Annotated in this window: 21 protein-coding genes; 14 read left to right on the top strand and 7 right to left on the bottom strand. The window is 63.0% G+C overall.

Going from position 1 to position 21,184, the window contains the following annotated elements; genetic code table 11:
- Nucleotides 1–212 precede the first annotated feature (212 nt).
- Entirely contained in the window at nucleotides 213–1,382 is a 1,170-nt protein-coding gene (locus ACSQ3L_RS13900; protein ID WP_436160465.1) for a DUF1972 domain-containing protein, read from the top strand.
- Nucleotides 1,379–2,635: a glycoside hydrolase family 5 protein gene (locus tag ACSQ3L_RS13895; protein WP_436160464.1), complete on the top strand. Its 1,257-nt coding sequence runs from the start codon at nucleotides 1,379–1,381 to the stop codon at nucleotides 2,633–2,635. The genes ACSQ3L_RS13900 and ACSQ3L_RS13895 overlap by 4 nt, the downstream gene beginning before the upstream one ends.
- 147 nt (nucleotides 2,636–2,782) lie before the next feature.
- Here the strand turns inward: ACSQ3L_RS13895 and ACSQ3L_RS13890 are convergent, their stop codons facing one another.
- From ACSQ3L_RS13890 to ACSQ3L_RS13880, 3 genes are all read right to left on the bottom strand, one after another.
- Entirely contained in the window at nucleotides 2,783–3,070 is a 288-nt protein-coding gene (locus ACSQ3L_RS13890; protein ID WP_436160463.1) for a GIY-YIG nuclease family protein, read from the bottom strand.
- 154 nt (nucleotides 3,071–3,224) lie between these two features.
- On the bottom strand, nucleotides 3,225–4,580 hold the full coding sequence (locus tag ACSQ3L_RS13885; protein ID WP_436160462.1) for a VpsF family polysaccharide biosynthesis protein: 1,356 nt from the start codon (nucleotides 4,578–4,580) through the stop codon (nucleotides 3,225–3,227).
- Between the two features lies 1 nt (nucleotide 4,581).
- Nucleotides 4,582–6,681, bottom strand: coding sequence for a GumC family protein (locus ACSQ3L_RS13880; protein ID WP_436160461.1), 2,100 nt, complete (start codon nucleotides 6,679–6,681; stop codon nucleotides 4,582–4,584).
- Nucleotides 6,682–6,930: 249 nt separating this feature from the next.
- Here ACSQ3L_RS13880 and ACSQ3L_RS13875 point away from each other — a divergent pair, with 249 nt between their 5' ends.
- The 3 genes from ACSQ3L_RS13875 (at nucleotide 6,931) to ACSQ3L_RS13865 (ending at nucleotide 10,987) form a co-directional block, all read left to right on the top strand.
- Nucleotides 6,931–8,430 (top strand): glucosamine inositolphosphorylceramide transferase family protein, encoded by a 1,500-nt coding sequence (locus ACSQ3L_RS13875; protein ID WP_436160460.1) that lies wholly within the window; start codon nucleotides 6,931–6,933, stop codon nucleotides 8,428–8,430.
- 116 nt (nucleotides 8,431–8,546) lie between these two features.
- The gene (locus tag ACSQ3L_RS13870; RefSeq protein WP_436160459.1) at nucleotides 8,547–9,731 is read left to right on the top strand and encodes an FAD-dependent oxidoreductase; all 1,185 of its coding nucleotides are present in this window, start codon (nucleotides 8,547–8,549) and stop codon (nucleotides 9,729–9,731) included.
- A 224-nt stretch (nucleotides 9,732–9,955) separates the two neighbouring features.
- Nucleotides 9,956–10,987: a hydroxyacid dehydrogenase gene (locus ACSQ3L_RS13865; protein WP_436160458.1), complete on the top strand. Its 1,032-nt coding sequence runs from the start codon at nucleotides 9,956–9,958 to the stop codon at nucleotides 10,985–10,987.
- Nucleotides 10,988–11,295: 308 nt separating this feature from the next.
- Here ACSQ3L_RS13865 and ACSQ3L_RS13860 read toward each other — a convergent pair whose 3' ends face one another.
- Nucleotides 11,296–11,499, bottom strand: coding sequence for a hypothetical protein (locus tag ACSQ3L_RS13860; protein ID WP_436160457.1), 204 nt, complete (start codon nucleotides 11,497–11,499; stop codon nucleotides 11,296–11,298).
- Nucleotides 11,496–11,711: a hypothetical protein gene (locus ACSQ3L_RS13855; RefSeq protein WP_436160456.1), complete on the bottom strand. Its 216-nt coding sequence runs from the start codon at nucleotides 11,709–11,711 to the stop codon at nucleotides 11,496–11,498. The genes ACSQ3L_RS13860 and ACSQ3L_RS13855 overlap by 4 nt, the downstream gene beginning before the upstream one ends.
- A gap of 442 nt (nucleotides 11,712–12,153) precedes the next feature.
- On the opposite strand from ACSQ3L_RS13855, the gene ACSQ3L_RS13850 reads away from it, so the two are divergent.
- Nucleotides 12,154–12,891, top strand: coding sequence for a Crp/Fnr family transcriptional regulator (locus ACSQ3L_RS13850; RefSeq protein WP_436160455.1), 738 nt, complete (start codon nucleotides 12,154–12,156; stop codon nucleotides 12,889–12,891).
- Here ACSQ3L_RS13850 and ACSQ3L_RS13845 read toward each other — a convergent pair whose 3' ends face one another.
- The gene (locus ACSQ3L_RS13845; RefSeq protein ID WP_436160454.1) at nucleotides 12,892–13,164 is read right to left on the bottom strand and encodes a hypothetical protein; all 273 of its coding nucleotides are present in this window, start codon (nucleotides 13,162–13,164) and stop codon (nucleotides 12,892–12,894) included. It abuts the gene before it with no gap.
- A gap of 227 nt (nucleotides 13,165–13,391) precedes the next feature.
- On the opposite strand from ACSQ3L_RS13845, the gene ACSQ3L_RS13840 reads away from it, so the two are divergent.
- From ACSQ3L_RS13840 to ACSQ3L_RS13810, 7 genes are all read left to right on the top strand, one after another.
- Nucleotides 13,392–14,147 carry a helix-turn-helix domain-containing protein gene (locus ACSQ3L_RS13840; protein WP_436160453.1) on the top strand — a complete coding sequence of 252 codons (756 nt, stop codon included), beginning with the start codon at nucleotides 13,392–13,394 and terminating at the stop codon, nucleotides 14,145–14,147.
- Between the two features lie 152 nt (nucleotides 14,148–14,299).
- Complete coding sequence (locus tag ACSQ3L_RS13835) at nucleotides 14,300–14,593, top strand: hypothetical protein (protein WP_436160452.1); 294 nt, start codon at nucleotides 14,300–14,302, stop codon at nucleotides 14,591–14,593.
- Nucleotides 14,594–14,867: 274 nt separating this feature from the next.
- Nucleotides 14,868–16,892 (top strand): acyltransferase family protein, encoded by a 2,025-nt coding sequence (locus ACSQ3L_RS13830; protein WP_436160451.1) that lies wholly within the window; start codon nucleotides 14,868–14,870, stop codon nucleotides 16,890–16,892.
- A gap of 69 nt (nucleotides 16,893–16,961) precedes the next feature.
- A complete protein-coding gene (locus ACSQ3L_RS13825) occupies nucleotides 16,962–17,375 on the top strand; it encodes a very short patch repair endonuclease (protein WP_436160450.1) in 414 nt (137 codons plus the stop codon).
- Nucleotide 17,376: 1 nt separating this feature from the next.
- Nucleotides 17,377–18,558 (top strand): DNA cytosine methyltransferase, encoded by a 1,182-nt coding sequence (locus tag ACSQ3L_RS13820; protein WP_436160449.1) that lies wholly within the window; start codon nucleotides 17,377–17,379, stop codon nucleotides 18,556–18,558.
- Nucleotides 18,555–19,298, top strand: a complete 744-nt coding sequence (locus ACSQ3L_RS13815) for a GIY-YIG nuclease family protein (protein WP_436160448.1) — start codon at nucleotides 18,555–18,557, stop codon at nucleotides 19,296–19,298. Before ACSQ3L_RS13820 ends, ACSQ3L_RS13815 begins: the two co-directional genes overlap by 4 nt.
- Before the next feature lie 168 nt (nucleotides 19,299–19,466).
- Nucleotides 19,467–19,778 (top strand): hypothetical protein, encoded by a 312-nt coding sequence (locus ACSQ3L_RS13810; protein WP_436160447.1) that lies wholly within the window; start codon nucleotides 19,467–19,469, stop codon nucleotides 19,776–19,778.
- A 58-nt stretch (nucleotides 19,779–19,836) separates the two neighbouring features.
- On the opposite strand, the gene ACSQ3L_RS13805 is transcribed toward ACSQ3L_RS13810, so the two are convergent.
- Nucleotides 19,837–20,433 (bottom strand): DUF6456 domain-containing protein, encoded by a 597-nt coding sequence (locus ACSQ3L_RS13805; RefSeq protein WP_436160446.1) that lies wholly within the window; start codon nucleotides 20,431–20,433, stop codon nucleotides 19,837–19,839.
- A 390-nt stretch (nucleotides 20,434–20,823) separates the two neighbouring features.
- Between ACSQ3L_RS13805 and ACSQ3L_RS13800 the strand changes: the two genes are divergently transcribed.
- On the top strand, nucleotides 20,824–21,105 hold the full coding sequence (locus ACSQ3L_RS13800; protein ID WP_436160445.1) for a DUF982 domain-containing protein: 282 nt from the start codon (nucleotides 20,824–20,826) through the stop codon (nucleotides 21,103–21,105).
- The last annotated feature ends 79 nt before the right edge of the window (nucleotides 21,106–21,184 follow it).

The following is a 21,184-nucleotide window of genomic DNA, read 5'->3' as shown; positions in this document are numbered from 1 at the left end:
ACGACCCCGGCACTGCTTCGTTTCGATACAGCTACGCACAGAAGGGTTGACCGAGAATGAAACAACTATCGGGTTCAACACCGTTTTTTTACAACCCCACGCGATGATCACCCTCCCGAACACCGAAATCGGTGGATGGCACGGAAGTTGCCACCTGCTTCTTAGAAATTAAGCTATATCTAATATATAGACATATGAAAGTGCCGCCGGCCATGAAACCAGAGACGCCTGCCATTCTGATCCTGGGGACGCGCGGCATACCCGCGGCCCATGGCGGCTTCGAAACCTTCGCCGAAAGACTGGCGCTGTTTCTCGTCGGGCGCGGCTGGAAGGTCGGCGTCTATTGCCAGGATGAGGTCGAGCGCATTGACCAGCGGGTGCGCAGCGAAACCTGGCGCGGCATCGAGCTCATTCACATCCAGGTTGCCTCCAAGGGGCCGCGCGCGACCCTGGAATTCGACTGGCAGTGCGTCCGCGACGCCGCCAGCAGGACGGGCGTCTGCCTCGTGCTCGGCTACAACGGCGCGGTCTTCCTGACTTGGCTCCGGCTGAAGCGGCGCAAGATCTTCACCAACATGGACGGCATCGAGTGGCGCCGCCCCAAATGGGGAATGGCGGCGCGCACCTGGTTCTGGCTCAACGAATGGATCGGCGCCTGGGCCTCGCATCGGCTGGTCGCCGATCATCCCGCCATCGCAGACCACCTGGCGACGCGCCGGCCACGCAGCGCCATCGCCACCATCGCTTATGGCGCCGATCCGGTGACATCGGCTCCGGAAGCGCCGATCCGGGCACTCGGCCTCGAGCCAGGGCGCTATCTGGTCTCGATCGCGCGCATCGAACCCGACAACAACATCCTGCCGATCGTCGAAGCTTTTTGCAGCCGCAAACGCGACATGAAACTGGTGGTGTTGGGAACGCTGTCCGACGACATCCCCTATCATGTCGCCATTCGCAAGGCGGCGAACGACTCGGTGGTCCTGCCGGGCGCCATCTACGACCAGGCGACCGTCAAGGCGCTCAGATACCACGCCCGCGCGTATCTGCATGGCCACACGGTGGGCGGCACCAACCCGTCGCTGGTCGAGGCGCTGGCCGCCGGCAACATGGTGATCGCCCACGACAATCCCTACAACAGGTGGACCGCCGGCGCTGCGGCGATCTACTTCACCGATAAGGACAGTTGCGCCGACCGGATGCAGCAGGCGCTGGACGATGATGCCCTGGTCAGGACCTGCGGCGTTGCCGCCAGGGCGCGCGCCCGCGAAGCCTTCCGCTGGGACGATGTTCTACTTGCCTATGAAAACGAAGCCTACCGCTTGCTCGGCGTGACCGCCGCCGAGACCGCCGCGATGGATCACGCATCGCACGGAACCGCATGACAGGCTGGTCGCGACGGCGGGTGCTGCGGACGGCGCTGTCCACGGCGGCGGCCCTTGGCTCGCTCCCGATCTCGCCGGCCGCCGTCGCCGCAGAGCCGCGGTTTCGGCGCGGCGTCAACGCCTGGCCCTGGTTCTCGCTGACACGCGAATTTCCCGCACCGCGCACCGACTATGACTGGCCGCCCTTCCAGTCGCAACGACCAGTGCCGACCCCAGACGACCTTGATCGGCTGCGCAGGACCGGGCTCGATTTCATCCGCCTGCCCGTCGATCCCGGCCCCTTCCTGGCCGCCGACGCTGCCGCGCGCGGCAAGTTGCTCGATATGCTGGACGCGGCCGTCACCGCCACACTCGACGCCGGCCTCGGCATCATCGTCAACATCCAGGCCAATGGCGCCACCCACTACTGGAACCCCGACCGCATGGTCTCCAGCACCGCGGCGCCCGCCTTCGATCTCTATCGCGGGCTGGTCGGCGAGCTTGCCGGCAGGCTGGCCCAGTTCCAGCCCGGCAGGGTGGCGCTGGAGCCGGTCAACGAGCCGGCGCAGGCCTGCGCGTCGAACGTCTGGTCGCAGATCCAGCTCGCGCTTCTGACCGCTGCAAGGGCATCGGCGGCGACCCTGCCGCTGGTCGTCACCGGAGGCTGCGGCTCGATGGTGAGCGGACTGACCGCGCTCGATCCGGCACCGCTGTCGCCCTTCGAGCCGATCCTGTTCACCTTCCACTTCTACGAGCCCTATCTGTTCAGCCATCAGGGGGCACCCTGGATGCGCGAGCCGGTCTACCGGTCGCTCAACAACGTGCCGTGGCCGGCATCCGCCGGCTCGCTGGAACAGACGCTGGCATCGGTCAGGGCGCGCATGGCGCAGGATACCGAAACCCCTGAAGACGCCAAGCAGGCCGCCTATGCCGAAACCGAGCGCGTGCTGAAAGTCTATTTCGACGCCAGGCCCGACCGCTGGTTTGTCGACAAATATCTTGGCGAGGTTCGCGCTTGGGCCGACGGCCACGCCCTTGCGCCGGAGCGCATCATCATGGGCGAGTTCGGCGCGCTGCGCACCGACGTCCGCTATGTCGCCGCGCCCAACCCGGATCGCGCGCGCTACATCGCCGATGTCAGGCAAAGCGCCGAGGCGTTCGGCTTCCCCTGGGCATTCTGGGATCTCTTCGACGGCATGGGCATGATGGATGACAGCACGCGGGCGCTGGATCCGGCGATGGTCGAGGCGCTCGGGTTGGTGATGCCGCAGTAGTAGAACTCGGACTGTGGAGATTAGCCGAAGACCTCCCCCCGCGTCGTCATCCTAGGGCGGAGCAAGGAGCGAAGCGACGCGGCGCAGACCCTAGGATCCATGCCGTGACGGTGATGATATGCTCCGGCGGTGCAAGAAACCAAACGCTCACCACCCGGTTCCACGAAAAAGTTCAAACCACTCCGGATTGGTCTTTTCGATCAAGTCGATCTTCCATTGGCGTGGCCAGCGTTTCAGGGACTTCTCACGTTGGATCGCATCAGTGATATCGAAATACTCCTCGTACCAGACAAGGCGTTGCACGCCGTAGCGGCTGGTGAAGCCTGAGCCTTGGCCGGACTTGTGTTCGGGTACGCGGCGGCCGAGGTCGTTGGTGACACCGATATAAATCGTGCCGCGCTTCTGGCTTGCGGTCATGTAGACGTAGCCGGTCATGGTTGAAGGGTAGCCCGCGTTCGTCCGTGTATAAGCACCATTCTGATCCGCCGCATTCTACGACTACCGTCACGGCATGGATCCTAGGGTCTGCGCCGCGTCGCTTCGCTCCTTGCTTCGCCCTAGGATGACGAAACGCGAGGGGAACCTGACGCTAACGATGGAGAGGAAAGCCCTGTCCCTGGCCATCCCCTGGTCCGCGCCCCGCTTGCGCCCTTTGCCGCACCACCGCCCGCGCCGGCCGGTAGAGCACCAGCGCCAGCACCACGAACTTGGTCAGCAGCGTCGTCTTCGACGCGACGCTTTCCGAGGTGTTGATCAGGATGATCCAGGCCAGCATCGGCAGCCAGATGCCGGGATGGCAACGGCGCGCCACCTCGAACAGGAACAGCACGAAGCCAAACGTCAGCAAGAGGGTGAAGAAGGCGCCCTGATAGACGATGGTGCGGATGATCGGGTTCTCGATGCCCTGTTCGAGGCCGTTGATGCGGCGCAAGCTGTCGATCAGGTCGACGTCCGGCCCCACGATCAGATCGCGCCATTCCAGGTACTTGAAGAGCTCGAACATCTCGACGCGGGCATTGGCGCTGCCGCTGTCCGACACGAAGCGCTCCAGCAGCGCGTCGAAGAAACCATAATATGCCGCCACGACGATGACGACCGGCAGCAGCGCGGCAAGCATGAAGCCGAGCGCCGCACCCAGCAGGTTGACGCGGCCCTGGCGCAATTTGGTGATGCCCTGAAAAAGCAGGTAGCAGCCGCCGAGCACGACCGTCGTCACCATCGCCGTGCGGCCGCCGAAGGCGACGAGTGCCGCGCATTGCAGGCCGATCAACCCTATCCGCACAGGCATCGACAGGGATCTGGCACCGGAGAGCAGCGCAAGCACGTAGATCGCTGTCACCATGGCATTGGCAAGCGGATGCCCCTGCAGCGCGCTCGAGCGCAGATCGGTGGTAAACGCCACGCCGTCGAGGCGATAGGGGAAAATCAGCGTCTTGGTGGCGAACTCGAAAAGTGCAAGCAACGCATTCGCCGTCATGACCACATGAACGACGGTCTGCAGCCCGGCGAATGTCCGTTCGTCGTCCTCGCTGAGCATCAGCACCAGAAGTGCTGATACCACGAATGTATCGATCATGCCGGCCATGCCGGGACGCTGTCTGACGATGACGACGAACAGCAGCACGACGGATATGGCGGCCATCAGAGCGCTGGCCGGTCGCCTGTCGGCGACATGGATGAGATAGCCGACCGGATTGCCAAAAGTGCAGGAGCGCCAGGCGAGCAGGAGCACGATCAGATAGGTGGACGGGTGGATCTTGGTCGCCGGGTTGCCGAACAGGCCGTCGTAATTGTAGCCCACCAGCCACAGCATGCCGCCCGATACGCTGAACAGCACCGCCACCGCAGCAATCAGTCCGAACCGCGTCAGCGCATCGACCGATGTGCCGGCCCGCGGCACGGCAGCACCATGGTTCGAAGCGCTTGCGCTCCAGCTGGCGGCCATATCAGGCCGCCTCGTCGACCAGCAAGGCCCCCGTCGGCAGCCGCCCCATGACGGAAACGGCCTGCGAGGTCGTGGTGACGTCGCGCATCGGCGTGGTGTTCAGCGTGGCGACGAGCACGATCTCGTCGGCCATGGCAACCAGCGGCGAGGCATTGAGATTGTCGGCCAGCGCACCGCCGTCGATGACGACGAGCTCGAAGCTCCGGCTGGCCTGGGCCAGCATCTGCTGCGCAAAATAGATGCCGTGCGCTTCCTGGAAGACCGCCTTCGAGCGGCCCCTGCCCAGCAGCGCGACATTGCTGCCGGTCGCGTAGTGGCTGACGGCTTCAAACGCGTATTCGCCGCGCAGCACATCGAGGATTCCCGGCTGCGGATCCTTCTGGCTGCCGCCGCCATTGGCATCGATGAACAGCACACGGCTGCCCCTGGACGCAGCGGCATTGGCCAGCAGCCGCGCCACCCGGCTGCGCTGCGCACCCTCGCCCGGCGACGACGTCACCAGGATGGATGGCACCAGCGGCCAGTCCGGCGGCCGCTGGCCCGAACTGAACATGCGCCTCAGCGCAAAGCCCATGACGGCGTCGGCCTTCTGGCTGGACGCGGCGGCGCGCGCGCCGCCAAAGGGCCACCAGCGCCGGCCAGTGCCTGACTTTGCCGGCACCACGCCCAGCACCGGCGCCTCGATGGCCGACTGCATCTGGGCGCTAGAAAGCACCGTTGGCGAGACATATTCCGCGATCAACGCCAGACCGGTGCCGAGCCCCAGCCCGCCGAAGATCGCGCCGACAAGCAGCAGCGGCAAGGGCGGCCAGCTCTTCTTCAAGGCGGGCATGGCGTTGGAGATGATGCGTGCATTCGTGCTGTCGACATTGATCTGCTCGCGCGTCTCCTGGGCGCGCTGTAGATAGTTCGAGTAGACGGAACGCAGCGCCTCGAGATCGCGCTGCAATTCACGCAGCCGCACCGAGGCCTGGTCGGTGTCGAGCGATTTGCTCTTCATGCCGGCGACCTTGGCTTCCAGCGCCTGCTGGTTGGCCAGCGCCCGTTCGTAGTCGGTCTCGGTGGCGGTGGCGATGCGGCCGAGTTCGCGCGCGATGAGCTGGCGCGTGTCGCGCAGCTGCTGCTGGGCCGCGATCAGAGAGGGGTGACGCGGCCCCAGCTCCGTGCCGAGCTGCGAAACCTGGTCGACAAGTGTCGCCTCTTGCGCCCGCAGGCTCGAGATCACCGCCGAGCGCATCGCTTCCGAGGTTGCGTCCGCCGTGCCGCTCTGCCGGCGCATCTGGTCAACCTGCGCCTTCAGCGCCGCGGTACGGCTCTGCGCCGCCGCAAGCTGCGTGTTGATCTCGGTCAGTTCCTGGTCGCTGACCAGATTGCCCGCCGCCATCACCATGTTGTTGGCGGACTTGTAGGCCTCGACGGCATTCTCGGCTTGCTGGACACGTTTGCGCTGCTCATCCAGCCGGGCGGTTATGGACTCGGAAGCATCCTTGGCCATTTGCGCCCGCGCGCTCGCCTGGTCGACCAGATAGGCCTGCGCGATGGCATTGGCCAGAAGGGCGGCCTTGTCGGCGCTCTTGGCGGTGACGATGACGTCGAGGACCAGGACCTTGTCGGCCCGCTTCACCGCCAGCCGCCGGCGCAGCGCGTCGAGCGTCTGCGCCGATCTGTCGCCTTCGGCCGATGCCGAACCAAGCAGCCGCGACAGCAAGCCCTGCCCGTTGAATTCCGGATCCTGCGTCAGGTTTGTCGCTGCGATCGCCCGCATCAGCACGCCTGTCGACTGGACCACACTGACCTGGCTCTCGACCTGCGTGATGCCGCCATCGGGTGAGATACGGCTGGGATTGACGTCGTTGGTGACGACCTGCAGGTCCTGCGGATCGATAAGGATTTCCGCCGCCGAGCTATAGAGCGCGGGCGTGAAAAGGCCGTAGACCAGGGCCACCAGCGTCAGAAGCGCGACGGTGCCGAAAATCCAGAACCGGCGGCGCACCAGGATGCGCTTCAGGTCGCCCAGTTCGACGGTTGAAGCTGCGTATGATCCCGCGGATCCCACATCGGGAGCGTATTGCTGAGGAACCATGGGCAGGGATGATTGCATGGCTGCCTCCGACAATACCCCATCTGCCGGCAAGATCAGATTGCGGCACCACCGTAGCTATTCCTCCAACTGTTAAAACATTGTTAATTACGTTGAGAGGTCGTGTGAATTTTGGCATGCAGTTTGCTTAAAAATATACATACCGAGGTGTTGGCGGCGCAGCGAGCGGAGACGTATGCAGATGGGGCTAAAATTTGACCGGACCGGCCTAGCCGGCAAGGCCGGGCACCGCCTTTTCGGGTCTCCGCCATGCAGATAAGCCTGCGCCTGAACGGCGACTGTGTGCGTGCCTTTCATGTCGCGCTGCTGGAACGCCTCGCCGCGCTTGGCGATGTCGAGTTGTCCGTCGATATCAGGCCGGCGAGCGGCGGCATTCCGAGCAGCGCCGCCGCCCTGTTTCAACTCGAAACGGCCATACATGGACTGTCTCATGATGGGCTGGCCAAGCGTGTGCCGCTTTCGGCGCTCGCCCCCTACCGGACACAGTCCCCCGCTTCGCCCGACCTGGTGATCGACCTCTGCGGCGATGTCAGGCTCGAAGGCACGCGAGTGTGGCGCGTCACCTATGACGGCGCCAGTGGCGAAGCCGCCTTGCTGGCCTTGATCCTCGCCGGCCGCACGCCGCTTGCCCGTGTCGAGGAGAGCGGCGTTGCGGTTGCCGTCGGGCGCCTGGGAACCGAATATGGCGGCATCGCGTTCGCGTCCTTCCAGGACATGCTGGCGCGCACCGCAAGCCTGATCGTCGCTGCGATGTCAGGCGCGGCAAGATCCGTGCCTGATCTGCCCGAGCCGGCGCAGGCAGGCAGCCCGCCGCCAATGCCTTCGGCCGGCAAGCTTGGGGTCAGAGCTGGCAAGGCGCTGGCGCGGCGGATCGTCCAGAAGATCTATCACCTTTGCTACAACGCGCCGCACTGGAAGGTCGGCTGGCGGCAAACCGGGGGCCGCGATCTGTTCGACCTGCGCGCGCATCCGGCATCGGGCTGGCAAGAACTGCCGGACGATGGCAGCCGCTTCTACGCCGATCCGTTCCCGATCCTGTATCAGGGCAAGCTCACCCTGTTCGTCGAGGACTATATCCATCGGCTGGGCCGGGCCATCATCTCCGCCGTGCCCTTCGGTCCGGCAGGCCCGATCGGGCGCCCTGAACCGGTGCTCGACCTGCCCTACCATCTCTCCTACCCCTTCGTCTTCGAGCGCGACGGCGAGGTCTGGATGGTGCCGGAAAGCTGCGCCAGCGGCACGGTCGATCTCTACCGCGCCACAGCCTTTCCCGGCGGATGGGTCAAGGAGGCGACGCTTCTGTCCGGCGTCGTCGCCAGCGACGCCACCCTGGTAGAGCATAGCGGTGCCTGGTGGCTGTTCGCCACCGTCCGCGACGGCGGCGGCGCGTTTTCCGACGCGCTGCATCTGTGGTCGGCACCCGATTTTCGCGGCCCCTGGACGCCGCACCCGAACAATCCCGTGCTGATCGACATCGCCTCGGCGCGGCCGGCCGGCCGCATGGTCAAACGCGGCAACGACCTGCTGCGCCCGGTGCAGGACTGCCGCAGGAGCTACGGTGCGGCTCTCGGCATCGCACGCATTTCTCACCTTGATTTGATCGGCATGGAGCAGGTCGTTGAAACCATCTTAAATCCCGGTGCGCTATGGAGTGGGCGCAAACTTCACACGCTCAACGAGGCAGGCGGTTTTGAGTTCATCGATGGTTCGGCGATCGCACCGCGCTGGAAACGACGGGTCCGCTATTAACCTAAACATTGGTTACCACCGGACACGCGCTCCGGTTGCTTGAGGTTGATTTTGCTTCGGAAGATATTCCGCCGCAGATCGTGATGCGGGAGGATCCGACTAGAAGGGGCTGTAAGATGAGTATCGCAGAGGCTGGCCAGACCGAAGTCGAAGTGGCGATCGTCGGCGCCGGAATGGCCGGCACCACCTTGGCAACAGTGTTGGGAAAAGCCGGCCGCAAGGTGGCGCTGATCGATCCGCACCGCGTCCATCACGACGAGTTCCGGGCCGAGAAGATCGGTATGGATCAGATGCTGCTGTTCGAAAAGCTCGGCCTCGATGCGATGCTCAAGCGTCTCGTCACCTCAACAACCGACACGCATATCTTCCGCCTCGGCCAATTCTTCGCGCACGAGAAGAAGTCTGAATTCACATTTTCCTATGGCGCGCTGATCAACGGCCTGCGCGACGCCTTGCCGCCGCAAGTGCCGCTGACGGTCGGCAAGGTAACCGAGGTCTCGACTGGACCGGACCGGCAACGGCTTGTGCTGGCCGACGGCACCGTCATCGATGCCCGCCTGCTGGTGGTGGCCACCGGCCACGGCGAAGCGGTGCGGCGCGCCGTCGGGGTCGAGCGCATAGAGCAATCGAAGGCGCATTCGCTCTCGATGGGATTCGACCTCGCCATCTCGCCGCGTGAATTCGGCCATCAATCCGTCACCTGCTATAGCAGGCGGGCTGCCGACCGTATCGCCTACATCAGCATCTTCCCCCTCGGCGACAAGATGCGGGCGAACATGTTCCTCTATCGCAATGTGGCCGAACCATGGACGCGGGCGTTCCGCCAGGAGCCGCAAAAGATGCTCTGCGAGCTTATGCCCGAAATAGCCGCGCGATGCGGCAACTTCGAAGTCGCAAGTCCTGTCGAGGTCAGGCAGATCAGTCTGAGCACGACGCAAGGCCATCGCCGCGACGGGGTCATCTTCATCGGCGATGCGTTCTGCACGACGTGTCCAACGCCCGGCGTCGGCATCGGGCGGGTGATGACCGATGTCGATCGGCTGCATTCGGTTCACATTCCGCGCTGGCTCGAAACACCGGGCATGGCGGCCGAAAAGATCAACGCTTTCTATGACGACCCGGTCAAGGTGGCTACCGATGAGGATGGCATGCGGGTGAGTTACTATGCCAAATCGATCACCATCGAAACCGGGCTGGAATGGCGCGTACGGCGCTTGCGCAACAACACCGCGCGCCAGTTGATGATCATCGGCCGCAAGGTGCGGCATCTGGGACAGCGGCGGGCGCCCGGCATGGCGTGAGGGGTCCTTCCACCCATCCGCCATCGAGGGCGACGGCGTCTTTCCTTCTCTTATCACTGTCTCTCATCGCTGCTCTCATCGCTGGGGGAGAAGGGAAGCGTCGAGGCACCCCAGCCTCGGCGCGACATTCCAGCGTTCCGCAAAGGCGCGCGTTGTAAATCGTCTAATCCACGGTAATTTGCCATCGAGAAGACGCGAGGCGGATCGCGCCGGGAGGACCCATCATGTCAGACAACACCTTGCCGCTGGTCATCAGCGCGCCTGAGCCACGCACGCTCGACCTTATCTTCACATCGCCGCAACTGGCGCGCCTGAAGGCGAAATACCGCATCGTCGAGACCACCGCCGACGGCGTTGTAAAACTACCGGCCGATGTGCTGGCGCAGGCCCGCTACATCGTCGGCCAACCGCCGATATCGCCGCAAACGCTCGAGCAGATGAAGGCACTGCGCTGCGTCTTCAATGTCGAGACCAATTTGATCAACAACATGCCCTATGAGACACTATTTGCGCGCGGCATCCATGTCGTCACCACCGGCCTTGTGTTCGCCGAGCCGGTGGCCGAGCTTGGCCTTGCCTTGGCGCTCAACCTCGCCCGCAACATCGTCGACGCCGACCTCGCTTTCCGCAATGGCAAAGAGCTCTGGGGCGGCGACGGAAACCGGACGGCGCGGCTGTTGTCCGGCGCCGATGTCGGCATTATCGGCTTCGGCGATCTCGGCCGCGCGCTGAACCGGCTGCTGTCGGGCTTCCGTGTCAGCACAAAAGTCTTCGATCCCTGGCTGCCGCCGTCGATCCTCATCGACAATGGCGTCGAACCGGCCTCGCTCGACGAGGTGCTGTCGACCAGCGACTTCGTCTTTGTCGTCGCCTCGGTAACCAGCGAGAACCAGGGTTTTTTGGGCGCCGAGGCCTTCGCGTCAATGCGCGAGGGTGCGGCCTTCATCCTGCTCAGCCGTGCCGGCGTCGTCGATTTTTCCGCCCTGATGGCAGCGGTGAAGAGCGGCCACATCGTCGCCGCCAGCGACGTCTTCCCGGAAGAACCGCTGGCGCAGGACCATCCCGTGCGCACCCTGCCCGGCTTCCTGCGCTCCGCCCACCGCGCCGGAGCGCTCGACATCGCCTTCAAGCGCATGGGCGACATGGTGCTCGAGGACATGGACCTGATCGACCGCGGCCTGCCGCCGCTGCGTTCCAAGCGCGCCGAGCGCGAGACGGTTTCACGCATGCGCTCCAAGCCGGCCGACCGGAACTGAGCCGGGGTTCGTCGCTGTCCGGTTGGCCGGCCTTGACCGCTTCGGTTCGCTCTTCCACGCATCATCGGCATCAGCTCGCCGATCGAGGTGGCGATGGCCGACGCGGGATTGGGTTGGGCGGGGGGGCCGGGTCCCGCGTCGGCCAAGGCGGCTCCCGAGGTCCGCCGCGTTGCGAAGCTAGCGAGTTACCGCCAGGCGAACAATTGCCTGGACCGATGGGTACGTTTTCGGACAGTTCGCGGGTCCGCTAATGCCCAAAAGTGACGCCGGTTCCAGGCGGGCGACATAGATCAGATTTCCCTTGGCGTTCATGGCTGTTTTTTCGATCTGCGGGCGACTGCTTCCATAAACGAGCGGGCGGCCGCGTCGCAAGCTGTTCTGGATGGTCCGTTCGCCGACAGCACAACCTCCGCGGCCTTCTCCGACATGCCATATTTTCTGGCAAAGACAGCGATTTCGTAAGGCTCCTTTTCAGCCCCGGGCGTCGAGGACGTAATCCTGACCTTGGTCATTGGCGAGTCCGCCTGAAACTCTCAAGCAATTCGCTTTCATTTCGGCAGCCATTCGCGAAAAGCGAGAACACCGTGGCTGCCAGTCGCTGCACGTCCGGCTCCACCGACATCCGGTCAAGTTTGCGTTCGGAGCAGACCTGATTGAAGACGCGTTGGCACAGCTGCAGATCGGAAGGATGGAAAGCGGAATTGTGCTTTTGAAGGCTCGACATGAGAAGCCCCTTTCGGAGCAGCGACCCACTTGCCCTGACGCTGTCGATCAAAAAATGAAATCGGGCACGGCAAGAGTCAATATCGGCGCCATCACAGTAAAAATCGTACAATTCTCCCGTGGGCATCAAGCGCCCTTTCGAACGGCTCGCAGGTCCGGGCACAATATGGCGCCCTTGTCGTTAGCCGGCGGATTTTATCGACCGTTGGCGCCTCGATGAAATGTCGGTTTTGTACCAAGCAGCGTTTGGTACGCTTCCGACACTAACATTCGGGCCGATCTTTTCATATGCGAACGGGCGGGGGGCGCCGTGTTTCGAATTTCACATCGTATTGATAGCTTTCTTCGTTCAGAGCTCCTATACATAGGCCATCGTCCGCACGTTTTTACGGGCACGGACGGCTGGGAGATCGGATGGCTCTTGCCCTGCATTGGGCTGCGCCATGTCTGATCCCGATAAGAAATCCGATAAGAACCATCGATACCGAAATCAGCTGCTGCGGCGCATGTCTGCGAACGATCTGGCGCTGCTCGAACCGCATATGCAGCGCTGCGACCTGCCGTTGCGCATGATGCTGGTGACCCCCAAGATTCCGATCGAAGCCGTCTATTTCATCGAACAGGGCATCGGCTCGGTGGTCGCCAGCACGACGAGCGGCCAAGAGGCCGAAGTGGGCTTCATCGGCTTCGAAGGCATGACGGGGTCCTCCCTGGTGATGGGCGACGACCGTGCGCCGCATGCCTGTTTCGTGCAGCTCGAAGGCGAGGCGATCCGCATCGAAGCTGGCGCTTTCAACGCGGCGCTGGCGGCAAGTGCGACCTTGCGTATGTTCCTACTGCGCTTTGTCAACGCGCTCCAGACCCAGGCCGCCTGCACCGCCCTCGTCAACGCACGGCTTAAGCTCGAGGAGCGGCTGGCGCGCTGGCTGCTGATGTGCGACGACCGGGTGCCCGGCGAACACCTCGCTATCACCCACGAATTCCTGGCCATCATGCTGGGTGTCAGGCGGCCGGGCGTCACCGTCGCCCTCCAGCTGCTCGAAGGCCGCGCGCTGATCCGTTCGCGTCGGGGCGAGATCGTCATTCGCGACCGCGCCGGGCTGCTGGAACTCGCCAATGGCAGTTACGGCGAAGCCGAGACTGAATATATCAGGCTGTTCGGCGAGATCGGCGCGGCCTGATCAGGATCGGTTGCCGCGCGCGGCCGGCTTGCCCAATGGTTTCGCTTCGCCGGGCCGAGCTTTAAAGCCATCCGCCGCTTGGTACGGGCCAATCGGCAGCCCGGCATGCTCCAGGCTTGCGAGCTTGCATTTCGTCTGTTCGGCGGCCGCCCCGACAAGGCAGTCGATGGCGAACATGGCACCCGCGTGGTCGCTTGCCGCGACCGCCTGGCGTATCTTGGTCAATTGCGTGTGCGTGTAGCCCAGAAGCTCGACCAGGTCGGTGTGATCCAAACCGCCCTCCATCATACCATGTCGAGTGGCCGATGTGAGGTCGCTCTTGGCACCGAAATACGCCCATTTGCACGGCTTGCATAGCCAGACTGTCAAAACCGTACAGTTTTGGCGCCACTGGACCGGTGCAATTGGCCAAAGGTCCTCCTTTGCGCCGCCGCTGCGGCGTGCGATGCTATATAAGAAATAACTAATAATGGTCCGGACGTCTGTCGCGGGGCGATGTCGTGCCAATTCGCGAGAATCTCGCCGCCAATCTCAGGCGGCTGATCCGACGCCACGTTTCCGTAAGCGCGGTGTGCAGGGAGCTTGGCATCAACCGCACCCAGTTCGAGCGCTATCTGCAGGGCAAGGCGGTTCCCAACAAAGCCACCGCCAGTCTGATCTGCGATTATTTCAAGATCGACGAGAATGAGCTGTATCGCGAGCCCGCTGTCGCGGCAGCCAGCGGCGACGGCCACGCATCGCTGCGCCAGACGCTGTATGAGAACATGGTGCGGCCGCCGTCGCCCGCTATCGCCAGCGGCACCTATTTCACCTACTTTTCGATCCCCGGCCGCCCCGATCTTCTGATGCGTTCGGTCACCTTTGTGCGGCGCGAGGCCGATTTGGTCACCTTCAGGCGGGTGACGCGGCCGGCTCTGGGCGATGTCCAGGGCGGAGCGAGTGTGCCCGGCAACCATTACGGCGTGGCGATCTCGCGCCTGAACTGGATCTATTTCAGCGGCATCAACCGCCGCCGGACCAGCGAGCCCTCGATCATAACCGTGCAGTGGGCTCCGATCTCCGAGCCGGTTCTGGTCGGCAGGGCGATTGTGCTCACCGGATCGGGGCCAGCCTTCGTGTCGGTCATCATGCGGCAGGACTTCGCCCGGATCAGCATGAAACGGGCAATGCGGATGGCGCGCATCGTCAGGCTCGACGACCCCAGCGTCGATCGACTGGTGGTCAGTCTCGCACGTGAAGCTGATAAACTCGGCTGAAATGGAAAAAATCGAGAAAATTTCAAGTTTTTCGACTATATTTTTCTTCTATCGGGCGGTTTTGCGCAAAAATCGCCGGAACCTTCATCCAGACCTGTCGTTTTTTAAGACGATCGTTGCTCGACGATCTCAAAGCAACAGGAGGATACGCCATGAACATCAAAATGATCTGCTTGGGCGCCATGGCACTTTCGATGGTCGGCGGCGCGGCGTTTGCTAAAACGTCGGCCCTCGACGACCCGGCCAAGATGCAGCCCTTCTACACCGACAGCAGTATGAAGACGATGGTTAGCGACGACGCCTTCGTAAAGGCGTGGAAGGCAATGACGCCGGACGACCAGACCGCGATGATGAAGGCCTGCGAGGACGAGTCGAAAGACGCCAACCCCACCAACAGTCACCCGGAATTCTGCAGCAGCGCGAAAAAGATCGGCGGCAGCAAGTAGCAGTCCACCGAGCCGACGAGAAAACAGCCCCGACGAGGGGCTGTTTTGCGCTCGGCCTTGAAACAGGCAAGCCCGCCGCCACGACGTTTGAACGTTTCCGGTGCCTTACGAGCACCGGCTTTGGCCCAACAAGCGCACCCCAAACCGTCTCTCATCACCGTCGTCCCTATTCTGGCCATGTTGCACTGCGAAAGATTTGTTGCATTGCGACGTCGGCCTACCCGGCCGACACTGCCGAGGCTTGGGCGGGCTGGGCTTGCACGAAGGAGCCGTCGTGGCAGCATCGTTCCGGCCGGACATACAAGGATTGCGCGCGCTCGCCGTCGGCGGCGTCGTCGCCTACCATTTCGGCCTCACCGCGCTGCCCGGCGGCTTTGCCGGCGTCGACATCTTCTTCGTCATCTCCGGCTGGCTGATATCGACCCACCTCATGCAGGAGATCGGCGACACCGGCCGGCTCGACCTTTGGCGCTTCTATGCTAGGCGCGCCCGCCGCCTTCTGCCGGCAGCTTTGTTCGTCATCCTGGCGACGCTTGCCGCCGGCTACTTCATCCTGGCGCCGCAGGAGCAGGCGCTCTATTCGCGCGGCGCCATGTTCGCCTCCGCCTATGCCATCAATCTGTGGCTGCTGCGCTGGTCGTTCGACTATTTCGCCGCCGACGCCGCCAGCAATCCCTTCATCCACTTCTGGTCGCTGTCGGTGGAGGAGCAGTTCTACCTGGCCTGGCCGGCACTGCTTTTGCTGGCCGCCTGGCTGCGCCCGGGGCGGCGCATGACGGTGATCGTGATCGGCGCGGCCGGCCTCGCCTCCTTCGCCGCCTGCCTGTGGCTGACCAGTGCGGCACCGGCCTGGGCCTTCTATTTCTCACCGCTGCGCGCCTGGGAGTTCGCTGCCGGCGGCCTGGCGACACTGGTCCCGGTAATTATCCTGCAATACCGCGCCTGGCTGCGGGCCGCACTAGGCTGGCTCGGTCTGGTGCTGATCGCGGCGGCCTATCTGCACTTGAGCGAAAACATGCCCTTCCCCGGCTGGTACGCGCTGCTGCCGGTTGTCGGCACCGTGCTGGTGCTGCTGAGCGGTGCAGGCGCAGAGCAGACCAACGGACAGACCAATTGGCAGGCGCTTGGCCCGGCCACCGCCTTGTCGCTGCCGCCTTTGCAATGGATCGGCACGCTCTCCTATTCGCTCTATCTCTGGCACTGGCCGGTCATCGTCTATGCCGGCATGCTGGTGCCGGATCTCAGCGTGCCGCAGCGCCTCGGCTGCGGCGCGCTGGCACTGGCGCTGTCAGCCTTCACCTATCACCTGATCGAAAACCCGGCGCGGCGCGGCGCCTGGCTCATGGCCGGCGCCCGCGCCTTTCCCACCGCAATTCAAGGCGCAAAACCTCTCCGCGCATTTCCTGGACTTGTTCTGGTCCCCGCGCTGGTGCTGACCGGTACCGGCGTGGCGGTCGCCTACGCCAATGCGCATCTGGCCACGCGCAACATCAGCCCCGAACAGCGCGGCATCGTGCAGGCCGCCGAACAACCCTCCATCGTGCGTGCGGTCGACAAAAGTTGCCTGCTCGACTTCCAGACGGTGACGCCCAAGCCCTGCGTGTTCGGCGCGGCGGATGCCGCCCACACCATCGTGCTGTTCGGCGATTCGCACGCCGACCACTGGTCGACGCCGCTGATCGAAGCGGCCAAGCGCAACGACACCAAGGTGGTGACCTATCTCAAATCATCGTGCCGCGCCTCGCGGCTTTCCACCTTCAACACGGTGCTGAAGCGCTACTACACCGAATGCGACGCCTGGCGCGAGCAGGCGATATCGGACATCATCCAGGCCAAGCCGCGCCTGGTGGTGATCTCGGAATTCTCTATCGGCAATCTGACGCGCGATATGCCCAACGCCAGCCGCACCGCCGAGGTAGAGCGCTGGCAGGCCGGCCTGCGCTCGACATTGCAGGCCTTCAGCCGGGCCGGCGTTGAGACGGCTGTCATCCGCGACACGCCGATCAACGCCAGCTTCGCCGACTCCTGCGTAGCGCGCGCGCTCTGGTGGCGCGAGGCCCCCTCGCCGCACTGCGATACGCCAAGGGCGGACGCCGCCAACGACGGCATCGCCGCCGCCGAGCGTGCCGTGGTGAAAAGCGTGCCGGACACGCGCTACATCGACCTCACCGACCGCTTCTGCAACAGTGCGACGTGCCATGTCTTCATCGGCGGCAAACTCGCATTCCGAGACCGTCACCATCTGGCCACAGCCTTTGCGGAGACGCTGGAGGGGCCGTTGGAGAGAGCGCTGTTTTGAGATGAGTGGCCCTCCCTTTTTTGGGTAAAACACGACATCATCTGCGCGAATCAACGAGACGACGGAAAAGTGGATACCCTTTCGACCACCGAACGCAGCGAGCGGATGGCGCGTATTCATGGCAGGGATACCAAGCCAGAGATGGTCGTGCGTCGGCTTCTCCACGGGATGGGATATCGCTATCGGCTCCATCGTGGCGACTTGCCTGGGAAACCAGACATTGTTTTTGGAAAACGCAAAAAGGCGATTTTCATTCATGGGTGCTTTTGGCATCGTCACGATGATCCGGCCTGTCGCCTAGCTCGCCTTCCAAAATCCAGACTTGATTTCTGGGAACCGAAACTATCAGCCAATGCGGAGCGCGATGCCCTAAAACAAGAAGCTTTGAAGCGACTTGGCTGGAACGTACTGGTTGTCTGGGAATGCGAATTGCGGCAGAGTGAACAATTAGAGAACAAGCTGCGCCAGTTCGTGGGGGAATAGCATGAAATCGATCGAGCTCTTCGCGGGCGCTGGCGGGCTTGGCATGGGCGTTAGCCGTGCCGGCTTCGCACCACAGGCCGTTATCGAGTGGGACCGGTGGTGCTGTGACACCATTCGCGAAAACCGAGCGGACGGCCTCGGCTTGGTTGGTGATTGGCCCGAGCCGACCGAAGGCGATGTTCGCGACGTGGATTTCCGCGAGCATGAAGGCAAGATTGACTTGGTGACGGGCGGTCCGCCGTGCCAGCCGTTCTCGTTGGGTGGCAAGCACCGTGCCCATGCGGATTCCCGCGATATGTGGCCGGAAGCTGTCCGGGCACTACGGGAAACAAAGCCACGTGCCTTCATTTTCGAAAATGTGAAGGGTCTTACCCGCGAAACCTTTGCCACATACTTTTCGCACATCCTTTTACAGATGACCTATCCGGAACTCGCGGCGGAACGTGACGAGGGTTGGGAAAGCCACCTACGCCGACTTGAAAAACACCATACCGGCCGTCGCGGCCCGGCCGGTTTGGAATATCGTGTCGTTCAGCGCGTGTTGAACGCAGCAAATTATGGCGTCCCCCAACGCCGAGAGCGCGTGGTTTTTGTGGGCTTCCGCGCCGACCTCGACATCAAGTGGGCTTTTCCGCTGGAAACGCATTCCCTCGACGCTTTGCTGTGGGATCAGATCCAGGGCGATTATTGGGATCGACACAGGGTCCGCAAGGCTGATCGCAAGGTCGGAGATCGATACTCAGAGCGCGCGGCTCGCCTCGATGACAAGCCGAAAACAGCGCCATGGCGGACAACGCGAGATGCGATTGGCGATCTGCCCGATCCCGAGCATGAATGGCGCAAGGCCGTGGACCACAACAATCATCGGTTCCAGCCTGGCGCGAGATCATATACAGGCCATACAGGAAGCCCACTCGACGAACCCGCCAAGACCCTGAAAGCGGGCGTGCATGGCGTGCCGGGTGGAGAGAATATGCTGCTGCGGCCAGATGGCAGCGTTCGCTACTTCACCGTGCGCGAAAGCGCCCGACTGCAGACGTTCCCGGACAATTTCCGCTTCCACGGCGCATGGTCCGAAACCATGCGTCAGCTCGGCAATGCCGTGCCGGTCGACTTGGCGAACATCGTCGCGCGCAGCGTGAAACGTCACCTCACCTTTGGGGGATCGGACTTCCTGAAATGAAGGGTTACGTCGAATTCGAGTTCGACCTTCCAGGCGCACTGTTGGCACGACTTATCGAGGTGCTTGACGGGCTTGACACTGCTCCACTCAACAGCGCGAGTTTGCAGGCGGTCCCCGAGGAACAGGGCGTCTATCAGCTCCTGCTTGATGACCAGCTTGTGTATGTCGGCAAGACCGACGCCGAGGCCGGGCTCCAGAAGCGCCTGTCCCGCCATGCGCGTAAAATCATCTATCGAGTCGGCCTTGATCCTGAACGTGTGAGCTTCAAGGCAGTCCGGATTTTTGTATTCACGGCGGTGGACCTAGAATCCGATCTCATTCGACACTACGGCGGCGTGAAGGCCATTGATTGGAACGGCAGCGGATTCGGGTCCAACGATCCAGGCCGACAACGTGACACCACAAAGGTTGATCCCAAGAACTACGACGCCAAGTATCCAATAGATGTTGACCGAGAAATTGCCTTCGCCATCGACGGCGACGAGACGGCCTCCAGTGCTCTCGCGCGTCTCAAGGATGCCCTACCCTATACGTTTCGCTATCAGCGAGCGCATGTGGATTTTGATGAAACCGTGTTGACGGCCTTGAAAGGACCTCTCACACCACGATCTGCGATCCGTCATATCGTAGAGCCATTGCCTCAAGGTTGGCAGGCGACCGTACTGCTCGGTTACATCATTCTCTACAAAGAGGAGCGCGATTATCCGCAAGCGGAAGTAATCGCGATTTCAAAGGGGTAGAGAGCGGCACCCGGCGCGTCTTCAGATGGTTTTTGGCGAGACCGCAAGGATGGGCGGCTGCTGACATTTCGCGCGCCCGGCTCGCTCCGTTCGTCACATCTTACGAATCTGTGGAACGGCGCCGCATCTCAGGGGTTATATTAGTCCAACCTTGAAAAGGAGGTAGCTATGAAGAAGCTCCTGCTTGTTTCGGTTATCGCCATTGCTTCGGCGGCGGCGATGATCGCCCCCGCGGATGCCCGCAGCCGTATCACGATCGGTATTGGCGGCTATTCGGATGACTATTACGGTGACGACTATTACAACGGTTACGACTATGGTGATCGCTACGTCTATCGCCGCCCCTATTACCAGTATGACGTCTACGACAATGACTACCGGCCGCGTTATTACCACCGCCGCCACCATTGCCGCATCAAGCTGATCAAGCACTGGCGCCATCACCACAGGGTCATCGAGGAAATCCGCATCTGCCGGTAATCTGATCTGTGAAAATGACGATCCCGGCCGGCATCGCCGGTCGGATCGCTCCCCTCCCTCACCGCCTCCCCATCATCATCCCATAATGCACCGCCAAGAGATCCAACCCGATCTTCAGCAGCTTCGTCACCAGATCCCGGCGCTCGCCGGTCTGCTCCGCCACGCCGTTGATCGACACTTCCGCGCAGCAGACTTGTCGCACCACGGTGGCGACATCCCGGTGGCTTAGCGCCCTGGTGGCGGCGGCGTGCGCGCGGCCGGCTTCGAGCACGCTATCGGCGATGTCGCCGCCATGGCGGCCGCCGTCGACGCGCTCGGTCCAGTGCATCGGTTTTACACTGGCCTGCTGGCTGCAGCGGAAATCCTCGCGGTAACGCAGGCCGGCCTCGCGCTGCTGGCGCGACAGCGAGGCGATGCCGACGAGCGGATCGACAGCGCGCACGCGCACGATGCCGCCGGTGGCGGTGTAGCCATCATTCGACACCTCGTAGACACGGGCAGCTTCCAGTGTACCCGCCGCCAGCCGCTTGCGGCCGAAGGCGTCATCCCTGAGCGCGAAATCATGGCCGACCTCGCGGCGGATGCGCACCTGCTCGGCCTCGCCCTTCGGCAGTTTTGGGGCCTGGAGTTTGGCGTGTTTGGTTTTCCTGGACATGGAGTGGCTCCTCGGTTTTGCAGAACTTGGGTTCCTCGCCCCCACGGGAGTGGGGGAGAGAGTGGCTCGGGCGAAGCCCGAGACGGAGAGGGGGCAGCGCGGCGGAAAACCATTGGCCTAACCTGTAGTTCGAATAGGGCCTTATCCCGCAGTTGGTTCCGGCTTCGCACAGGGCGTCCCCCGCTCCGTCTCGGCTTCACCGAGCCACCTCTCCCCCACTCCGTGGGGGCGAGGAACCCAGGACTTGCGAGGCTGCCAGCGCGTCCGCCGAGCTACATTAAGGGCCACTCGCCCATGGCCACACCTGCGCAAGCAGGCCCGGCATCCGGGCCGATGGAACCAGCGCGAAACTTCGGGCGTTATGTCGCGTCCATGCCAAGGAAGGTTCCGATGACAGCCTTCATGCCGGTTACCCTGCGCTTTTGCGACAACAGGACCATGCTGGTCTCCTCGGTGGCCGAGGCCGCCAGGGCGCTGGGACAGCAATGGCCCGATAAGACAGCACCGAGCTATGTCGAGGCGGCCCGGCTGGTTATGCTCGCCGTCGACGGCACTTGCTGCCAACGCATCGCCTTCGACGCCCTCACCAAGGCGGCCAGGCAACAGAACATACTGATCGCCAAGCCGAAAAGCCGCGCCCATGACTGGCTGGACGCCGTGACCAGCCGGTGAGAGGCATGCGTCTGCCGAAGATGTGATGCAACCGCCCGCCGGGGCGGCGCGTTTACATAAGCGGTAGGTGCAGCCGCGC

The sequence above is a fragment of the Mesorhizobium sp. LjRoot246 genome, from assembly GCF_964254115.1.
Lineage (GTDB): Bacteria > Pseudomonadota > Alphaproteobacteria > Rhizobiales > Rhizobiaceae > Mesorhizobium.
This window is presented reverse-complemented; position numbering and strand designations above follow the sequence as displayed.